Source organism: Synechococcus sp. (genome assembly GCF_982614295.1).
In genome coordinates this window covers 21,674-39,374 of the sequence record NZ_CEXBMR010000005.1, presented here as the reverse complement: position 1 = coordinate 39,374, position 17,701 = coordinate 21,674, and the positions used below count along the sequence as shown (strand labels likewise).

Genomic DNA, 17,701 nt, shown 5'->3' with positions numbered 1-17,701 from the left:
CCACGGTAGCCGCCAGGCCTGCCATTGAAAAATTTGCTGATCCATTGGCCAATGCCAAGGGCCCAGCAACACTTGCCACTGCAAATCAAGCAATTGGGCCGCTGGAAATAACAGCAACAGCAACACCACAAACAGCAACAGCAATTCCCGGCCCCTTTGCCCCACAACTGCTCCGGGTTGCCACCATCTGCGCCGAAGCAAGGCGATACCTTGCTCTAGCAAAAACATCACTAGGGCAAGGGCCCACAAACTGGTCCAGGCTTCATGAAATTGCAAAGACTGCAAAGAAAGCCGCAAATCAGCCCCAACGCCCCCCAAACCAAAAACACCTAGCAAGGTTGCTGAACGCAGGGCGCATTCCAAGCGATAACCCCCATAACTAAGCACTCCCGGCAGCAGGCTTGGGCCAAGGCCCGTTAGCAAAGCGGCTGGGCTGGGCGCCCCAGCTACACGTAAAGCCTGAAATGGTGCTTGCGGCAATGATTCCAACTGATCACTCACCACCCGTGCCACCAAAGCGCCGTAGGGAATCGCAATCGCTACAACCGCCACCACCGGTTGCAAACCAAGGCCCTGCAACAGGATTAATCCCCACAGCAATTCATGCAAGGAACGCGGCAAAGCAAGAAGGCGGCGCAATAAATCGGCTGGCCAGCGGCAACCCCAAAAGGCTTCGCTAACGGTGGGGGCAGATAGCAAGCCAGCCCCTATCCCGATTACCAGGCTTAACAACCAAGACCAAAGCGCCACAGCAAGGGTGATCGCGATGCCGCTGCAAGCCGATGCCAGAAGGCTTGGTGTGAGGCTTGGCCGCAGGGCTGCACCAAAAAAATTTGCTATTAAGCCCCAGCCGCCACCATGAATTTCAAATGGCAAAAACACCAGCAGTGGTAAAAAAACCAGCGCCGGCAGCAACAGCCCAAAAACGGGGGCGAACTTAGCTTGCATTACATCTAATTTTGCGCATACAAATCATTAATTAGTTCAGCGCTAAGGCTTTTTGGGTTGCCATCAAATAACAGTTCACCATTACGTAAACCGATCACACGATCAAAACCTTGCACTAAATCTGGGCGATGCAAACTGAGCAATAAACTGCGAGGGGCTGCACCTAATTCCAACAATAATTCCAATAACCTCGCCGCTAATGGGGGATCCAACTGAGCTAGCGGTTCATCTGCCAATAGCAATTCAGCCCCCTGACGCAGCAAGCGAGCCAAGGCAACCCGCTGCCGCTGCCCTCCTGATAGTTGCTTTACAGGCACCGCCAATAAATCAGGATCTAATTCCACCTCACTAAGCACCTTGGCGCAGGCATTGGTTTCAAGGGGCATAAAAAGATTCAGCAACACCAAAGGCCAAGGCCAAACCGCTAAGCGACCACAATTCAGGCTTTGTTGCACACTTAATTCCTCCACTAGGCGCAGGTCTTGCCAGAGGGTGCCGATACGGGCCTGCTGCCGTTGCCGTCTTTTACCGCTACTTGCGTTTTCACCAAACCAATAAACAGCGCCGCAAGCGGGTTTAATTAAGCCGTTAGCAACAGCAAGCAAAGTGCTTTTACCCGCGCCACTAGCACCGAGCAATGCCACCCGTTCGCCACGATTCAACTGCAAATTCAAATTATTTAAACGGGGTCGCTGGCGCCCTGGCACCACAATTCCCTTTAGTTCCAGTATCAACGAATTTTCCCTAGTTTTCTACCAACCGATTCAATCTCGCCATATTGAGAAGCGGGAGCAACAACAAATTGACGTGCACCAAAGAGTTCCAGGATCTGCTGTTGCTTCTGATCCGAAGGCCTAAGTGCAATCAAAGCCTTTTGTAATTTTTTTGTAAAACCAACGCCAAAGCGCTTATCTAAATCACCCTGAGCAATCCAGTGATAGTCGGGATAGGGAGGGGTACGCCAAAGTGCCAACACCTTGGTGCGATCAACAGTGCCTTTCTTTAGATTGCTTTGCCAAACCTGTTCATTAACAGCCCCAGCTTCGTAGGCGCCGCTTTGCACCAAGGCGATAGTTGCATCATGGCTGCCGCTAAAACCAGGGGCGCCGCCTGCAAAATCACTAATTTGCACTCCTCCTTTCGATAAAAAATATTGCGGCATCAAGCGGCCAGAGGTAGAGCTTTCAGAGCCAAATGTAAAACGCTTACCTTTGAATTGCTGAAGATCATTAAAACCTCGAATTGGCTTTATTCCTTGAAAACTATTCGCATTACCAATAAATATGGAGTGAAATGCAGCATCCACATCCCGTTGAGCTAAAACTTTAGCCCCAGGTGTTTGCAATCTAGCCTGCACCCCAGTGAGGCCGCCAAACCAAACCAAATCAAGATCACCATTGCGAAAACCTGTAACCGCTGCGCTATAATCAATCACAGGAATGTATTTAACTTCCACTCCCAACTTTTCCTGCAATTCATCAGACAGCAATCCGTATAAACGATTGAGCTTCTCAGGATTTTGATCTGGAATTGCGCTGATACGCAATAACATTTTATTAGCTGATGGCCGCTGAGCCTGGGGAATCTGCTGATTTTGGGCGACGTTAGTTTCTGCTAAGGCAGGTAATTGCAAAGGCAAAAATGCAAATGCGATCAGAAATACAAACATCTTTAACTGTAGTAAAAAACTGAAACAGCTCAGTTGTGCAACCTGCTTAAGAAGTTTCCAAGCCGAGCCAATCCATCATCAATTGTTGCACTACTTACAGCGCAGGAAAGTCTTACGCACCTGTCGTCTCCAAAAGGAGCCCCGGGCACAAGAGCTAAACCTTCCTTATCAAGCAATTGATTGCAAAAATCAAGCGATGCCAAGCCATGGGAACTCACATCTGGAAAGGCATAGAAAGCCCCAGTTGGTGGCACTAGCACCAGGCCAGGCAATTGCTGTAAACCGCGGGTGAGCCGCTCGCGGCGAGCCGAGAAACTTTTTGCCATCTCTTCCACGCAAAGCATCGAACCTTCAAGGGCGGCGAGTGCTCCAAACTGGGCAAAGGTGCACACATTGCTGGTGGACTGACTTTGCAACGCAATGGCGGCCTTAAGAGCAGGCAATGGGCCCGCCAAGTAGCCAAGGCGCCAACCGGTCATGGCCCAGCCTTTTGCAAAGCCATTCACCACAAATAAGCGATCAGCCAAATCGGGCGCTAACTCCGCCAAGCTGTGATGTTTCTGGCCGGGGGCAAGGAGATATTCATAAATTTCATCGCACACAACAGCTATGTGTGGATGGCGCCTCAACAAATCAGCCACCGCCTCTAATTCATGCTGCTGCAACACCAAACCGGTGGGATTTGATGGGGTGTTCAGAATCAATAAACGACTACGCGGATTGATCCGCGCCTCAAGTGCTTCGATATCAAGCCGAAATCCGGCTGCTGCTGCACTGGGCACCACCTGCACGCTGGCTCCAGCCAATTGAGCCATTTCCGGATAGCTAAGCCAGTAGGGAGCCGGTAGGAGCACTTCATCGCCTGGATCCAGCAACACCTGAAACAGGTTGTAGAGCGCTTGTTTACCGCCATTAGTAACCAATACCTGTTCGGCGCTAACCGCCATGCCATTGGCCCGTGCCAACTTGGCGGCAATAGCAGCGCGCAGTTGCGGTTCACCTGCTGCTGGCCCGTAGCGGGTAGCGCCATCTTCCAAAGCGCGAGTGGCGGCTTCTCGGATAAAGGCGGGGGTATCGAAATTTGGTTCTCCAGCACTGAGACTGCAGATATCCTTGCCAGCAGCTTTTAATTGCTTTGCCTTAGCGGCAATGGCCAGGGTTAAAGAGGGCTTCAGGGCCTTTGCCCGGGCCGAGAGCATCAGCAAAAAATCCAGCCATTCCAGTGTGCATGAACGCCCGTCCGTTTTGGGTACTCGCCAGCAACAACCCAGCTGAATTAGCGCAGTTTTATGCAGCGCTTGTTACCAAAGAAGCATTTTCGCGCGGATCTACCTGGGTTTTACAACTTGAAGCAGCGGGGGATCTGGTTTTTTACTGCCCATCTAAAACCCGACCCCAACCTGCTCAGCCAGGCCGATTAGCCCTTTGCCTTCAGGTTTTGCAACTTGAAGCTGCTATCAGCAAAGCCCTTGCTCTTGGCGGCCAATGTTTAGAACCAGCGCGCCAAGAAAATTTTGGCCGTGAAGCTTGGTTGAGCGATCCAGAAGGCAACCGACTACTGCTTTTGGAGCCCCTATTGGAACCACTGAAAGAATTGTGAATCAAACAAAACTTGAACAGCTCAAGGAGCTTGAGAGCCAATGCCGCGGTTGTGAATCCTGCGCCCTAGCAAAACAAAGGGAGCAGGTGGTAGTTGGTAGGGGAAACCCAAATGCCAGCTTGATGTTGATAGGCGAAGCCCCAGGTCAAAAAGAAGACGCCTGCGGCCAGCCATTTGTTGGTCGTGCCGGCCAGTTGTTAGAGCAGCTTTTGCTGCAGGCAAATCTGTGTAGCAAAAGCGATTTATATATTTGCAATGTGATCAAGTGCCGGCCGCCCGGAAATCGCAAACCCAGCCCGATTGAAATTCAAGAGTGCCGGCGCTGGCTTGATTCGCAAATCAATTTGATCAATCCAACCTTGATTTTGCTGGCGGGGGCCACTGCTGTTGCTGCAATTCTTGGAATAAAAGCAAAATTAGGCTTGCAACGGGGCCGCTGGCATCAACTACAGGAACGCAACTATCGGCCGATTTATCACCCTTCCTATCTGCTCCGTTTCCCTTCAGTGGCTGCAGGTAGCCCAAGGGGTTTAACCCTTCAAGACCTAAGGGATACAGAACAATTACTGCGCAAAAACTAAAAAATGTGCCATGGTTTGGCTCGCCCCCAAACCCCCTGCCCATGACCGGCCTTCAGGCCCGTTTCGACACGGTGATCCATCGCCGCAAAACCCGCAGCGTGCGGGTTGGTGATCTGTGGATCGGTAGTGATCACCCGGTGGTGGTGCAGTCGATGATTAACGAAGACACCCTTGATGTGGAAGGGGCCAGCGCCGGCATCCGAAGGTTGCATGAGGCGGGCTGCGAAATCGTGCGGCTCACGGTGCCTTCTCTGGCCCATGCAAAGGCGGTAGCAGAAATCCGTCGCCGTGTTGCCAACAGCGGAGCGGCAGTGCCCCTGGTGGCAGATGTGCACCACAACGGCATGAAAATTGCCCTGGAAGTAGCGAATCACGTGGATAAGGTGCGAATAAATCCTGGTTTATTTGTATTTGATAAGCCGGATCCAAACCGCACTGAATTCAGCACAGCTGAAAGTGAAGCGATTGCTGATCGGATTACTGAAACCTTTGAACCACTGGTGAACTTGCTAAAAAAGCAAGATAAAGCTCTCAGGATCGGCGTAAATCACGGTTCATTAGCGGAGAGGATGCTCTTCAACTACGGCGACACCCCACTGGGAATGGTGGAAAGCGCTCTGGAGTTCATTCGTATTTGCGATCGGCTTGATTTTCATAACATCGTTATTTCGATGAAAGCCTCTAGGGCCCCAGTGATGTTGGCCGCCTATCGCTTAATGGCCCATCGCATGGATGAAGCAGGTTTTCACTACCCCTTGCATCTAGGTGTAACGGAAGCTGGTGATGGTGATTACGGACGTATTAAAAGCACCGCAGGCATCGCCACCCTTTTGGCCGACGGGCTTGGCGACACAATTCGTGTTTCGCTAACTGAAGCGCCAGAAAAAGAAATTCCAGTTTGCTACGGCATCTTGCAAGCCTTAGGGCTTCGCAAAACAATGGTGGAATATGTGGCCTGCCCCAGTTGCGGCCGCACCTTATTTAATTTGGAAGAGGTTTTACATAAGGTGCGAGCTGCTACCGACCACCTCACCGGTCTCGATATTGCAGTGATGGGCTGCATTGTTAACGGGCCTGGCGAAATGGCCGACGCAGACTATGGCTACGTGGGCAAAACCCCTGGCATCATCTCCCTGTATCGCGGCCGTGACGAAATTGGCCGGGTTCCAGAGGCGGAAGGGGTAGATGCGTTGATCGCTCTGATCAAAAGTGACGGTAGATGGGTGGAGCCAGAGGTCTGAATAAGCGTTACGTTAAGGGGATCAATAAAAGCTCGATGAGTCAACTAGGTTTTCGCCGCACTGCATTAGTAGCTCTTGCTGGAGCCGGCAGCCTGGCTGCGGTTGTTGTGCTTGGAAGCGACTTATTACTTGGCAGCAGCACAGCTGCAATTATTTCCGATAGCCCTAAAGAGGTGATGGATGAAGCCTGGCAGATTGTATTTCGTGATTACTTAGATACCACCGGGAAATACACAGACGACAGATGGAAGATTTTACGGCGCGATGTTCTTAATAAAAGCTATGGCAACAAAAAAGACGCCTATGAAGCTATTCGCGGAATGCTCGCCACCCTGGATGATCCCTACACAAGATTTTTAGATCCGAGGGAATTTAAAGAAATGCAAATAGATACCTCTGGAGAATTATCTGGAGTTGGCATTCAATTAAGCCTCGATAAAGATACAAAAGAGTTAATAGTTGTATCACCTATAGATGGTTCGCCCGCATCCAGAGCCGATGTGAAACCAAAAGATGTAATTGCTCAGATAAATGGTAAAAGCACAAAAGGAATGAGCACAGAGGATGCGGTTAAGTTAATCCGCGGGCCGGTGGGCACAAAGGTGTCAATTCAACTGCGGCGCAATAAAACGCAGCTTGTAAATGTTGATTTAATCCGCGATAGAATTGAAATCCATGCTGTTGACAGCAGGTTAAATACCACACCGGATGGCAGCAAGGTTGGTTACATTCGCCTGAAGCAATTCAATGCAAATGCCACCAAAGATATGCGTGCAGCTATCAAAGAATTAGAAACCAAAGGCGCCCAGGGTTATGTATTAGATCTACGCAGTAATCCAGGCGGTTTATTAATGGCCAGCGTTGAAATCGCTCGCCAATGGTTGGATGATGGAGTGATTGTGTCTACAAAAACCCGTGATGGGGTACAAGATATAAAACGTGCTTCAGGAAAAGCACTTACAAAAGCACCTGTGGTGGTATTAGTTAATGAAGGTTCTGCCAGCGCTAGCGAAATACTTTCAGGAGCGCTTCAAGATAATAATCGTGCTATTTTAGTTGGCCAAAAAACATTTGGCAAAGGGCTAGTTCAATCGGTGCGCGGCTTATCAGACGGCTCTGGTATGACTGTAACAATTGCCAAGTATTTAACACCTAGCGGCAGAGATATTCACAAATTTGGTATTAAACCAAATATTACGGCAAAACTAACTAAAGATGATGCAAAAAATTTAAAATTTGACCAGCTTGGCACTAAGAGAGATCCTCAATATAAAGTTGCTGAAACTGCATTAATCAAACAGCTAAATGCTGCGAGTTCTAAAATTATTAAAGCGAAAGTATTTAACCCAAATACAACAAATCTACCTGCAGCATTAGAAACTCAAAATAAAGAGGATTAAGCCGCGCCGCCTACAGGTTGCATGATTCCACCACCGGGATTGGAGTCGTCGTCGTCATTACTGCTGTCTTGCTGGAGGAGCGCAAATAAACCAAAACCAACGCAACCAAGCAGAGAAAGCACAAAACCAATACCTGAAGAACCAGCGCCAAGATCTAAAACTGCCCCTAGGCCGTCGCTCAGATCAACAATTGCGTTCATTACGAATCTTTAAGTTCCCAAATTGTAACGAACTTTTGCGTAAATGAGGCTTTTAGGGGGTGGGAATCTGAGCAGCCATCTGTTCCAGCCAATTTTTGAGTTCCTCCAGTTGTTTATCGGCTGTTAGCACCCCAAGGCCGCGGGCTAAAACCTTTGCCGTGGTGCCACTACCGGCCTGATAAACAAGCCGTCCATGCAAATGGCTTGGCAGGCCTTGGCGTAAGCGCCGAAAAGCGGGTTCCTCCATCGGGGTTTCAAGGGCAATATTGGGTTTTTCTGGCTTGATACGCGAAAATCCGCAGCGCTTTGCCAGCAATTTCAACTCCATTACCTGCAGCAGTGATTGCACCGCTGGCGGCAAGGCTCCGTAACGATCAATCCAATCAGTTGCAAGTTGCAGCAATGCTTCTCTGCCGTTGCAATCAGCCGCAGCACGATACGCTGCCAACTTTTCGTCTGCTTCGGTGATCCAATCGGCTGGGATGAAGGCGGTAATGGTGAGATCAATCTGGGTTTCATCCACTGCAGGGATGTCTTGGCCACGAATCTCAGCTAATTCCTCCTGGAGCATCTCCATGTAAAGGTCAAAACCAATCGTTTCCATCTGGCCGCTTTGCTCAACGCCGAGCAGGTTGCCAACACCGCGGATTTCCATATCACGCATTGCCAGCTGATAACCGCTACCGAGCTGGGCAAATTCTTGAATTGCCCGCAGTCTTTGGCGGGCTGCCTCCGTTAGGGAGGAATCGCCCGGATAAAACAACCAAGCATGGGCTTGGATCCCACTTCTGCCTACCCTGCCCCGCAATTGATATAGCTGTGCCAGGCCAAACTTCTGAGCATCTTCCACCAGAATTGTATTTACCCTTGGGATATCAAGGCCACTTTCAATAATCGTGGTGCAGAGCATTACATCTGCTTCTCCAGCATTAAATGCCACCATGGCACTTTCTAATTCACCCTCTGGCATTTGGCCGTGGGCCACTAATAAACGCAATCCAGGCAGCATCAAGCGCAGCTGTTCAGCCACCTCTTCAATACCAGCAACCCTTGGCACCACATAAAAAACCTGTCCACCACGATCAAGCTCTTGGCGTATTGCGCTGCGCACCGCCTCTTCATCTAAAGAAGCGAGATGGGTTTTTATCGGACGCCGCAATGGTGGTGGAGTAGTGATCAAACTCATCTCTCTAACCCCAGACAAACTCATATAAAGAGTGCGGGGTATTGGAGTAGCTGAAAGGGTAAGAACATCAACATCTTTGCGCAACACCTTTATTTTTTCTTTTTGGCTAACACCAAAACGTTGTTCTTCGTCTACAACAAGTAAACCCAATTGCCTGAAATTTGTACCTTTACCTAAAAGTTGATGGGTACCAACCACCACATCTATTGCCCCTTCTTGAAGGCCGCTAAGAATCTCTTTACGTTCGGCGGTGGTGCGAAAGCGATTTAGTAATGCCACCTTTAAAGGATATGGGGCATAGCGCTCACTCAAGGTGCGCCAATGCTGTTGAGCAAGCACCGTTGTGGGAGCTAGCAAAGCGCATTGCTTACCAGCTGTTACCGCTTTAAAAATTGCTCTAATTGCAACCTCAGTTTTACCAAAACCCACATCGCCACATACCAAGCGATCCATCGGTTTTGATGTTTCCATATCGCGTTTCACATCCGCAATCGCTTTTACCTGATCCGGCGTGGGTTCATAGGGGAAAGAATCTTCTAATTCCAGCTGCCAGGGGCCATCAACAGGAAAAGCAAACCCTGGTGATTCATGCCGTTCGGCATATAGCTTCACCAGATCAAATGCCACTTTACGAACAGCTTTTCGCGCCCGTTCTTTTGCTCTACTCCAAGCAACACCACCCATGCGATTTAGCTCTGGAGGTGAATCTGTGCTTGCTCTAAAACGACCAAGACTTGCCAATTGATCTGCAGCTACCCGCAATAAACCATCGGCATATTGCACCACTAAGTAATCGCGAGCATCACCGGCTATAGCAAGTTTTTCTAATTTTAAAAAGCGACCAATGCCATGGTTGCGATGCACCACAAAATCACCGGGTTGCATCCGGTTTGGATCAATCGTGCGGCTAGCAGCCCTACGCCTGCGCCGCACATAACCACTGGCGGTGAGATTATGTTGACCAAAAAACTCTCGATCTGTAATAAGAATTAAACGCCAAGCGGGCAACTGCAGGCCCTCCAGCTCAACATTACCCCTAGTTTTTAAGGCTATTGGTGTTTGCTGCTCAAGCAAACGTTCAATCGCTGGAAAATCATGGGGATTTGGTATGAACTTACTTATACAATTATGCTCCTCTAATAATGCAACTGCCCGGGATGGTTGGGCTGATAGTAACCACACTCGCGCCTTATCTTGCTGAAAACCTTTCACCAGAGCTGCTAATTTACCAAATTGATTTGGATAAGCAGTAACAGACCTACTAGCAAGATCAAAATTGTTGGGATGGTTATCAGTTTCTGCTAATTCAGCAAGATCAAAACCAGCAAATTCCTGAAGCTGAGCTAAGGAATTAGCAATAGGTTTATGTAAACATTTTGGTAATAATAGTGCCCCATCTACTAAACATTCAGCGCCCCATTCTTCTTGATAATGCTGCTCAACATGATCAAACCACTGCTGGCCATGGGCTAATAATTGACGCCTTTCATCAACAACAACCATGGTGCTAGTGGGCAAATAATCTAAAAGCGAACTGGGTTCAGCCCAAGCCAAGCCCATCAGACGCCGCATCCCCTCAGGCGTATCACCCGCTAATAGTTGCTCTAATGCCTCAGTTGCAAGCAGCCGATCCAATGTTTCTGGTAATTGCTGCCGCAACGCTTGAGCTATTAGAGGGCTGTAGCTGGTGGGGGTAAGCCGAACCAAACTCACTGCATCAAGGGAGCGCTGGGTGCCGGGATCAAATTCCTTTAATTTATCTAAATCGTCGCCAAAAAATTCAAGCCGCACCGGTAATTCAGCGCTAACAGGAAAAAGATCAACGATGTCTCCCCTGCGGCTCCAAGTGCCCTCTTGCTCAATCGTTGCTACCCGTTCATAACCAAGCCGGGCCAGGGTTTCTCCTAGCTGATCGAGATTTACGCAATCCCCCTTACGCAAGCTGAAGCATTGCTCAGCTAAAACCTGTGGTGGCGGTAGATGGGGTTGCAGAGCTCGCTCGCTGGCAACAATCGCCCCTTGCCAGCTGCGATCGCCTTTGCTGTTGAGCGCAAGCAGTTCGCTTAAAACCTGTAGCTGGCCCCAAGTAATTTCACTGGTGGGATCAAATCCTTCATAGGGAGATCCCTCACTGGTGGGATAAAGCTGTGTGGTGGGCCACCCCATTAATTCCAACAGTGCCGCCCAACGACCTGCCTCCTCCAAGGTGGGCACCACCACAAGCAAAGGGGTGCCTTCGCTGCGGGCTAAAGCTGAAGTGATGAGCGCCCGAGCGGCCCTACCAGCCCCCTGCAAACGCAAACGATCGGCTCGACGGATGCGTTCCAACACCTCTGCCGTAAGCGGCACCTGCTCTAGCTGGCGCACCAGGGCGGTTAAAGGCATCGAAAACAAAACTGCACCGCATCAGATCTTCGCAACTGATCAAGCCGTTTGTGGTGCAACAAAATTGATTGGCTCCTGTTACAACTGCTTTTGCAACAGGCCATTGAACTGCTGCAGCTGATCATCACTAAGTTGCAGCCGGCTGGAGTGGCCGAAATGTTCCGCCAAAAAGCATCTGCCTTGATCCGCCCCCCATTGCAATTGGCCTAGCAATTGATCGCTTGCTTTCAGCATGGCTGCGCGCAATAGTGGAACGGCAGCTGTGGCGGCACTGCATGGAGGTTCAAGGGTGCGTAAGGCCTTGAGGTAGATCACAAGATCGGCGTAGTTCACAAGGCGATTGCGACTGGCAAGGGCAAAAGCACGCTCTAGGTAAATTCCCTCTTGATGGCGATCCCAGCCAAGGCGTTGCAATTCCAGCTCTACCGCCGTGAGTTCATCACTCCAATCTTCAGGTTCTTGAATTTGTTCTTGAATTTGTTCGTTTACTGGTTCTCTAATTGCTTCTGGAATTACTTCTGGAATTGCTTCTGGAATGGGTTGTGTAATTGGTTCTGGATTAATTCTCCGCGCTGGCGCAGGTATTTGAACTTGCCTTGGGGCTGGAGCCAAGCGTTGCTGCAAACGGGCTAGGGCGCGATCTTCAGCCTCTTCCGCCCCAGCTGCTTCACCAAGGGCAGCTGCCACCACCCCAGCATTGATGCAACTCACCCGCACCACCACCTTTTCGGCATCGGCATGGAGCAAATCCACCTGAGTGAACAACTCATTTCCCATAGCAGTAACCCTTTTTTCCTTGGAGCGGCACCCATGCTTTCTAAGCTGCAGCGATGGAAGCTTCAAGCCTTGATTCCCTAACGCCACTAATTACTGCAGCAGACCAATGGCATGAGGTGCTGCTGCTGCTGCCGGTGTTGGTGGGACTGGAAGTGGTGCTTTCTGCCGATAACGCCATTGCTCTTGCCGCTATTGCCAAGGGCTTAAAAAATCCAGATCAACAAAAGCAGGCTCTCAATTTAGGGCTTGTTTTTGCTTTGGTATTCCGCGTGGGGTTGATCCTAATTTCCCGCTGGGTATTGGGTTTTAGGCCATTGATGGCTGCAGGCGCTGCGTACTTGCTCTGGCTTTGCGGGCAACATTTTATTTCAAATAAATCAGATGAAGAGGAAACTAATCAAGCAATTACAGCATTTGGAGTTGATAGGAAATTAGCAACTACGGCCATAAGTATTGCCCTCACTGATCTTGCCTTTTCACTTGATAGTGTTGCAGCTGCCGTTGCAGTAAGCGACAAATTGTGGCTAGTAATTACAGGGGGTGTAATTGGCGTGGTGGCCCTGAGGCTGAGTTCAAATTTATTTATTTCTATGCTTAACAATTTCCCGCGGCTTGAATCTGCGGGCTATTTAGCAGTGGGATTAGTTGGTTTGCAACTTCTAACAAGGGTGATATTTCCTAGCATTGAATTACCACAGTGGTTGTTGTTGAGCTTGGTATCAATTTTATTTCTTTGGGGTTTTACCAACCGCCGCCGCCTATGCTGAATTACTGCGATTAGGTAAGCGATGGGTCCATTGCATTGTCCGATCTGTATTGGCCTTGGCGTTGTGAGTTTTGCAAGATGTATCGCTTGGGGCCGCCTGATCTGGGCTACTTAATTGAGTTGTTGCAATAAATTTGCGCCGGTGGCAGCGCTTTTACCTTCTAACTGCCCGCTGCGTAAAAGCAACGCACAACCCCCAGTTGCAAACACAACCCCCAGCCCAGGGATGCGCTCTATCACTGCACCGGGGCATTCTTGCGGCCACTGCCGTTTTGTTAATTCCGCAACTTCAGGGCTTAATTCAGCGCTTAAACGTTCCACCAATGGTTCAGTGGCAAGCATTTTTAGGCGTTTACCTTGCCAAGTGGTGTGCACACCTGGATATAAAGCCATCACCTGACGGTGCAATTGCAATGCTGGCTTCTGCCAATCAATTTGATAATCGGCTTTGTTGATCATGCGGGCGTTGCATACGCCAGCGGCTGGCTGGGGTTGAAGCTGATAATTTCCTTTTGCAATTAATGGCAGAGCCTCAAACATTAATTCGGCTGTTAATTCACTTAAACGTATGCCCAGCTGGCTGGCATTTTCTAATAAGCCGATTGATAAATGCCTTTCAATTAATACAGGGCCTGTATCCAAACCCACTTCCATCGCCATGATGCCAACTCCAGTGGAACTATCACCTTCGAGCAAGCTCCATTGAATCGGAGCAGCCCCACGCCATCGCGGTAACAACGAACCGTGGCCATTCCAGGAACCAAATAAAGGTGCATCTAGCACCGCTGCTGGCAACAATTGGCCGAATGCCACTACAACATTTAAATCTGCACCAAGGGCTGCAAGATCCACTTGGATCTGGGGTTCATTTCGAATTCGTTCAGGGCAAAATATTGGAATGGGCGCAGTTGATTGCAATTGCAACTGCAACGCCCGCGCCTTCACGGGAGAAGGTTGCAAAGCTCCACCTCTACCGCGACGGCGATCTGGTTGAGTAACTACACCAACAATTTGATGGCCGCCATCGAATAGGGCATTAAGGGTTGGTATGGCGTAAGCGGGCGTACCCCAAAATAAAACCCTCAAAAGCCTAGGTTTCGCCAGTTATTGAAAGACCTTCCACCCATACATAGGGGCACATGCCGCCGGGGGTTACCAGCGGTTCCCCTTCAAGGGCAAGAATGGTTTTTAATACCTTACGAATATCGCCTGCAACCGTGGCGGCTTCGATTGAGATGCGTTCGCCATTTTTAATTAGCCATCCATCAAAAGGAAGTGAAAACGAACCTTGGCTTGCTTTTACACCGGCATGAAGGGCCGAAAGGGAATCGATCCACACCACCCCATCAGCCTTATGGCGATTGAGTTGGGCATCACCAGCAGCAACTCCGGGGGTGGGGGCCACCACAAACCAATCCGGACCCACAGATACCTTTGATCCCATCCCTGCATGACCGGTTGGGGCAACGCCAAATTGCCTGGCGGTGCCTTCGCTATGGAGGAAGTGAGCCAAATTGCCTGCTTCGATCAAAGTTAAAGGAGCTGTTGGTGTGCCCTCACCATCAAATGCGGAAGCGCCAAGATTTGATTTATGTAAAGGATCATCCCAAAGATTTAGAAAAGGCACTGCCAAAGTAGAACCAAGGGAATCACGATTTGAGAGGCTTAAACCATCAAGTACTGATCTTGCATTAAAAATATTACTAAAAGCACCAATCAGATCAAGAAACGCTTCTGGGCTAAATACACAATTGTAATAACCAGTATCAATGGCGCTATAATCAAGGTGGCTAATAGTTAATTCCGCCGCTTCCTTAATGCAAGCCTGCACATCTAGTTGTTCAGAACCATAGGCTAAACGCACAGCTCCAGCACTTCGGGGTTTACGACCATCCTGTTCGGCCCTTGCATACAAATAACAAGCTGAAGAACTACTCAAATGATGGCGCTGAGAGCCAAGACTATTTATATATACGCTTTCACCATTACGTTCAGATAAGCCATTATATGGAACTGTATTAATAGCAGGATGCAAATCCAATAATTGCCTTTCTGCATCAAGCAAGGTTTTTAAGAGATTTTGTATTGGTTGAAGCGCTAAACGCGGTCGCTCTAAAGGGATAAGGGGCTCAAGGGAGCGACAAGAAAGGCCAGGCGGTTCCTCAAGATCACCAAAAACACTTGCCTCCTTTGCACCTTTTAGGGCTTGGGCTAATCCTTCAATTGATAGGTCGGTGCTGCTTGTAATACCAACACGGCCATCACTGGTCCAGGCTCTAACCGTAACGGCGCTGCGCTGTGCACCTTTGAGCTGCTTAGGTTCACCACGATCCACCTGCACCGAAAGATCGGTGCCAGATGCTGCACCTAAATCCCATTGATTGATGCCCTCTTGTTTGGCAAGAGTGCTCAATTGATCATGTAATTGTTGGGGATTAAGCATCTCAACGGCCTCCAACAGTGATGGAATCAACCTTGATATGTGGTTGCCCCACAGTTACATAAATACTGCCACTCACGGAGCCGCAAAATCCAGCAGCTAAATCAAGATCATTGCCGCACATTGATATTCTTGGCATAACAGTTTCTGCATCACCAATCAAGGTGGCACCTTTTACTGGTTTACCAAGTGCACCATTCTCAATTAAGTAGCCCTCCTCCACCGAGAAGTTGAACTGTCCGGTGGGGCCAACACTGCCACCACCCATCACCTTGCAATAAAGGCCGCGATCAATCGAACTAATTAAATCGGCGGGGCTATGGGGTCCGGCGGCGATAAACGTATTCCGCATCCGGCTAGCAGCTGCGTAGGAATGCCCTTGACGCCTGCCACTACCGGTGCGGGCATGGCCAGTGCGCAGTTCTCCGGCGCGATCGGAAAGGAATGCTTTGAGGATGCCGTTTTCAATCAAAGTGGTACGTTGCGGTTCAAAACCTTCATCATCAACAGCAAGGCTGCCAAAAGATTGAGGCGATAAACCTTCATCAATAGCTGTTACTGATTCATGGGCAATTAGCTCACCCATTTTATCTGCAAATGGAGTGGTACCACGTTCTACTTGGGTAGTTTCCAACAAGTGGCCGCAGGCTTCATGGAAAATCACACCGCCAAAACGGTTTGCTAGCACCACTGGATAAGAACCGGCTTCGATGTAATCGGCATAAAGCATGGTGGCGCTACTTGCGCTGATATCGCGGGCGGCAGCATCAGCATCCCAATCAATCAAATCGCGGGGATTATCAGAACTACCAAAACGGCGGGCCACACTGGAGCGATGCTCGCCATCGGCGGCAAGAACACTGAGGCCAAGGGTTTGATGCAAACGCAGATCACGGCTGAAGGTGCCATCGCTGGCGGCCACAAGCATTTCTTGCCAATCACGGGAATAGCTGCCACGGCGTGCCTGTAGGTGCTTGCCGTGCTGCTCCAACTTGGCTGTGCCTTCAAGTAATCGATCAGCGCTTGTTTGCACTCCCGGGCACTGAGTTAACCAATTTTGCTTACTACTGCCGTAGTTACTTAAGGGGTTGAGGCCGGCAAATGAATGCCCGTTGCTAATGCCTCGCTGCAAATTGAGCATGCCCAAGGCTTGATCAAGGGCTTGCATTAAGCCTTCATCACTGAGATTTGTGGTGCTCACAAAACCATCGCGGAAGCCATCGGCCGCACCATGAAATACGCGAATACCAGCTCCGCAGCCCAAAGATGGATTCACACTGGTAACTCTTTCCTGTTCTGCCAGCACGCTTAAGCGATCGAAGCGTTCCAAAAAGATCTCAACTAAATCTGCTCCAGCAGCTCGGCCGGCGGCTAGCAGAAGCTCGAGGCGCCCCTGCCATTGGGAATCAAGAAAACTCACGATTAATTAACGAATTGCGGGTTGAAATTGGGTGCTCGCGATCGGAGCTGTAAAGAAAAGACGAGCCATTTCCCATACATTGCCAAGCCAATGGGGAAGTTTAGTAACAACTTTTAGAGGCAATAAAGCATTGGCCTGATCTGCAGCATCAAGGGCGTGGTTGTGCTGAACAATGCGCTCAAGGCGCTCATAAAAACGGGGATGTTCAACATTTAATACCACCGGAAAAACGCGGGCGGATGTTTCGTTTGTTTTTGCGATTACATATTTATCGTATTCCCTTGCATCTAAACCAAGGGCCTCATAAAAATCCTTCCGGCCAACATCTCTCACATACATAGTGGCAAAAACAGCCAGCAAAAAGAAGCGGCACCAGAGCTTTGCTTGGAATCCGCGCACAGTGGCTGGCTGCGCCTTCATCAAGGCGTCAAAGAAATCTCCGTGACGGTTTTCGTCTTGGCACCAATTCTCAAAAAAGTTGAAAATTGGAAATATTTTGCTATCTGGATTTTGCTCCAAATGCCTATAGATCGCTATATAGCGCCAGTAACCAATTTTTTCTGAAAGATAGGTGGCATAAAATATAAATTTAGGTTGGAAATATGTGTAAGCTTTTGTAGCGGTTAAGAAACCCAAATCAAGTTGCAAACCGAAATCACCCATCGCCTTGTTAAGGAAGCCAGCATGGCGGGCCTCATCGCGAGCCATATGGGCAAAGCATTCGGCCAGCAGGGGATTGCGATGTTTAATGCGACGGCTTAGTTCTTTGTAGAGCAAAAAACCAGAAAATTCAGAGGTGCAACTCTGCTCTAAAAATTCAACAAAAACTTTGCGGGTATCCGGATCAAGTTTTTCTGCTGCCCCCTCAAAAGATTGATCCCGCACGAAATGATGGCGGTTGTAATCTTTACGAAATTCTTCGCAAATAGCCTCTAATTCAGCCCCATTGGGTTGCAGATCCATGGCGGCCATCGCCTCGAAATCGGTTGTGTAAAACCGAGGCGTAAGGATCGACTCCTTTGCTAAAGCAGCGGTTGCTGGAACCATCCGAGGGATACCTTCTCTATTCAATAACTTTAAGGGGAGGG

16 protein-coding genes are annotated in these 17,701 nt (G+C 49.4%); 5 read left to right on the top strand and 11 right to left on the bottom strand.

Features of this window, described 5'->3' with window-relative positions; genetic code table 11:
- The 4 genes from AC2JC8_RS01720 to AC2JC8_RS01705 all read right to left on the bottom strand — a co-directional run.
- Positions 1–948 (bottom strand): PhnE/PtxC family ABC transporter permease (locus AC2JC8_RS01720; RefSeq protein ID WP_484594089.1); only part of this gene is annotated, 948 nt, incomplete at its 3' end.
- A 5-nt stretch (positions 949–953) separates the two neighbouring features.
- A complete protein-coding gene (locus tag AC2JC8_RS01715) occupies positions 954–1,679 on the bottom strand; it encodes an ATP-binding cassette domain-containing protein (RefSeq protein WP_484400933.1) in 726 nt (241 codons plus the stop codon).
- Positions 1,679–2,617: a putative selenate ABC transporter substrate-binding protein gene (locus AC2JC8_RS01710; protein WP_484400913.1), complete on the bottom strand. Its 939-nt coding sequence runs from the start codon at positions 2,615–2,617 to the stop codon at positions 1,679–1,681. Before AC2JC8_RS01710 ends, AC2JC8_RS01715 begins: the two co-directional genes overlap by 1 nt.
- A gap of 29 nt (positions 2,618–2,646) precedes the next feature.
- Entirely contained in the window at positions 2,647–3,816 is a 1,170-nt protein-coding gene (locus AC2JC8_RS01705; protein WP_484400911.1) for a pyridoxal phosphate-dependent aminotransferase, read from the bottom strand.
- Positions 3,817–3,845: 29 nt separating this feature from the next.
- On the opposite strand from AC2JC8_RS01705, the gene AC2JC8_RS01700 reads away from it, so the two are divergent.
- The 4 genes from AC2JC8_RS01700 to AC2JC8_RS01685 are packed head-to-tail and all read left to right on the top strand — an operon-like array spanning position 3,846 to position 7,439.
- Complete coding sequence (locus tag AC2JC8_RS01700; protein WP_484400910.1) at positions 3,846–4,217, top strand: VOC family protein; 372 nt, start codon at positions 3,846–3,848, stop codon at positions 4,215–4,217.
- On the top strand, positions 4,214–4,798 hold the full coding sequence (locus AC2JC8_RS01695; protein WP_484400909.1) for a uracil-DNA glycosylase: 585 nt from the start codon (positions 4,214–4,216) through the stop codon (positions 4,796–4,798). The genes AC2JC8_RS01700 and AC2JC8_RS01695 overlap by 4 nt, the downstream gene beginning before the upstream one ends.
- Before the next feature lie 41 nt (positions 4,799–4,839).
- Entirely contained in the window at positions 4,840–6,039 is a 1,200-nt protein-coding gene (gene ispG, locus AC2JC8_RS01690) for a (E)-4-hydroxy-3-methylbut-2-enyl-diphosphate synthase (protein ID WP_484400908.1), read from the top strand.
- A 35-nt stretch (positions 6,040–6,074) separates the two neighbouring features.
- Positions 6,075–7,439 carry a S41 family peptidase gene (locus tag AC2JC8_RS01685; protein ID WP_484400906.1) on the top strand — a complete coding sequence of 455 codons (1,365 nt, stop codon included), beginning with the start codon at positions 6,075–6,077 and terminating at the stop codon, positions 7,437–7,439.
- Here the strand turns inward: AC2JC8_RS01685 and AC2JC8_RS01680 are convergent.
- The 3 genes from AC2JC8_RS01680 to AC2JC8_RS01670 all read right to left on the bottom strand — a co-directional run bounded on the left by AC2JC8_RS01680 (position 7,436) and on the right by AC2JC8_RS01670 (position 11,987).
- The gene (locus AC2JC8_RS01680) at positions 7,436–7,639 is read right to left on the bottom strand and encodes a hypothetical protein (protein ID WP_484400905.1); all 204 of its coding nucleotides are present in this window, start codon (positions 7,637–7,639) and stop codon (positions 7,436–7,438) included. The genes AC2JC8_RS01685 and AC2JC8_RS01680 overlap by 4 nt on opposite strands.
- A 52-nt stretch (positions 7,640–7,691) precedes the next feature.
- The gene (mfd, locus tag AC2JC8_RS01675; RefSeq protein WP_484400904.1) at positions 7,692–11,210 is read right to left on the bottom strand and encodes a transcription-repair coupling factor; all 3,519 of its coding nucleotides are present in this window, start codon (positions 11,208–11,210) and stop codon (positions 7,692–7,694) included.
- A 78-nt stretch (positions 11,211–11,288) separates the two neighbouring features.
- Complete coding sequence (locus AC2JC8_RS01670; protein WP_484419883.1) at positions 11,289–11,987, bottom strand: hypothetical protein; 699 nt, start codon at positions 11,985–11,987, stop codon at positions 11,289–11,291.
- A gap of 53 nt (positions 11,988–12,040) precedes the next feature.
- On the opposite strand from AC2JC8_RS01670, the gene AC2JC8_RS01665 reads away from it, so the two are divergent.
- Positions 12,041–12,754, top strand: a complete 714-nt coding sequence (locus tag AC2JC8_RS01665) for a TerC family protein (RefSeq protein ID WP_484401012.1) — start codon at positions 12,041–12,043, stop codon at positions 12,752–12,754.
- A gap of 110 nt (positions 12,755–12,864) precedes the next feature.
- On the opposite strand, the gene fmt is transcribed toward AC2JC8_RS01665, so the two are convergent.
- Genes fmt through acsF form a run of 4 tightly spaced genes read right to left on the bottom strand, consistent with a single transcriptional unit; the run spans position 12,865 to position 17,660 of the window.
- Positions 12,865–13,839 carry a methionyl-tRNA formyltransferase gene (gene fmt / locus AC2JC8_RS01660; RefSeq protein WP_484419884.1) on the bottom strand — a complete coding sequence of 325 codons (975 nt, stop codon included), beginning with the start codon at positions 13,837–13,839 and terminating at the stop codon, positions 12,865–12,867.
- A 4-nt stretch (positions 13,840–13,843) separates the two neighbouring features.
- Complete coding sequence (locus AC2JC8_RS01655; protein ID WP_484401010.1) at positions 13,844–15,196, bottom strand: TldD/PmbA family protein; 1,353 nt, start codon at positions 15,194–15,196, stop codon at positions 13,844–13,846.
- A 1-nt stretch (position 15,197) separates the two neighbouring features.
- Entirely contained in the window at positions 15,198–16,613 is a 1,416-nt protein-coding gene (locus AC2JC8_RS01650) for a TldD/PmbA family protein (RefSeq protein ID WP_484401008.1), read from the bottom strand.
- A gap of 6 nt (positions 16,614–16,619) precedes the next feature.
- On the bottom strand, positions 16,620–17,660 hold the full coding sequence (gene acsF / locus AC2JC8_RS01645) for a magnesium-protoporphyrin IX monomethyl ester (oxidative) cyclase (RefSeq protein WP_484401007.1): 1,041 nt from the start codon (positions 17,658–17,660) through the stop codon (positions 16,620–16,622).
- Positions 17,661–17,701: the final 41 nt, after the last annotated feature.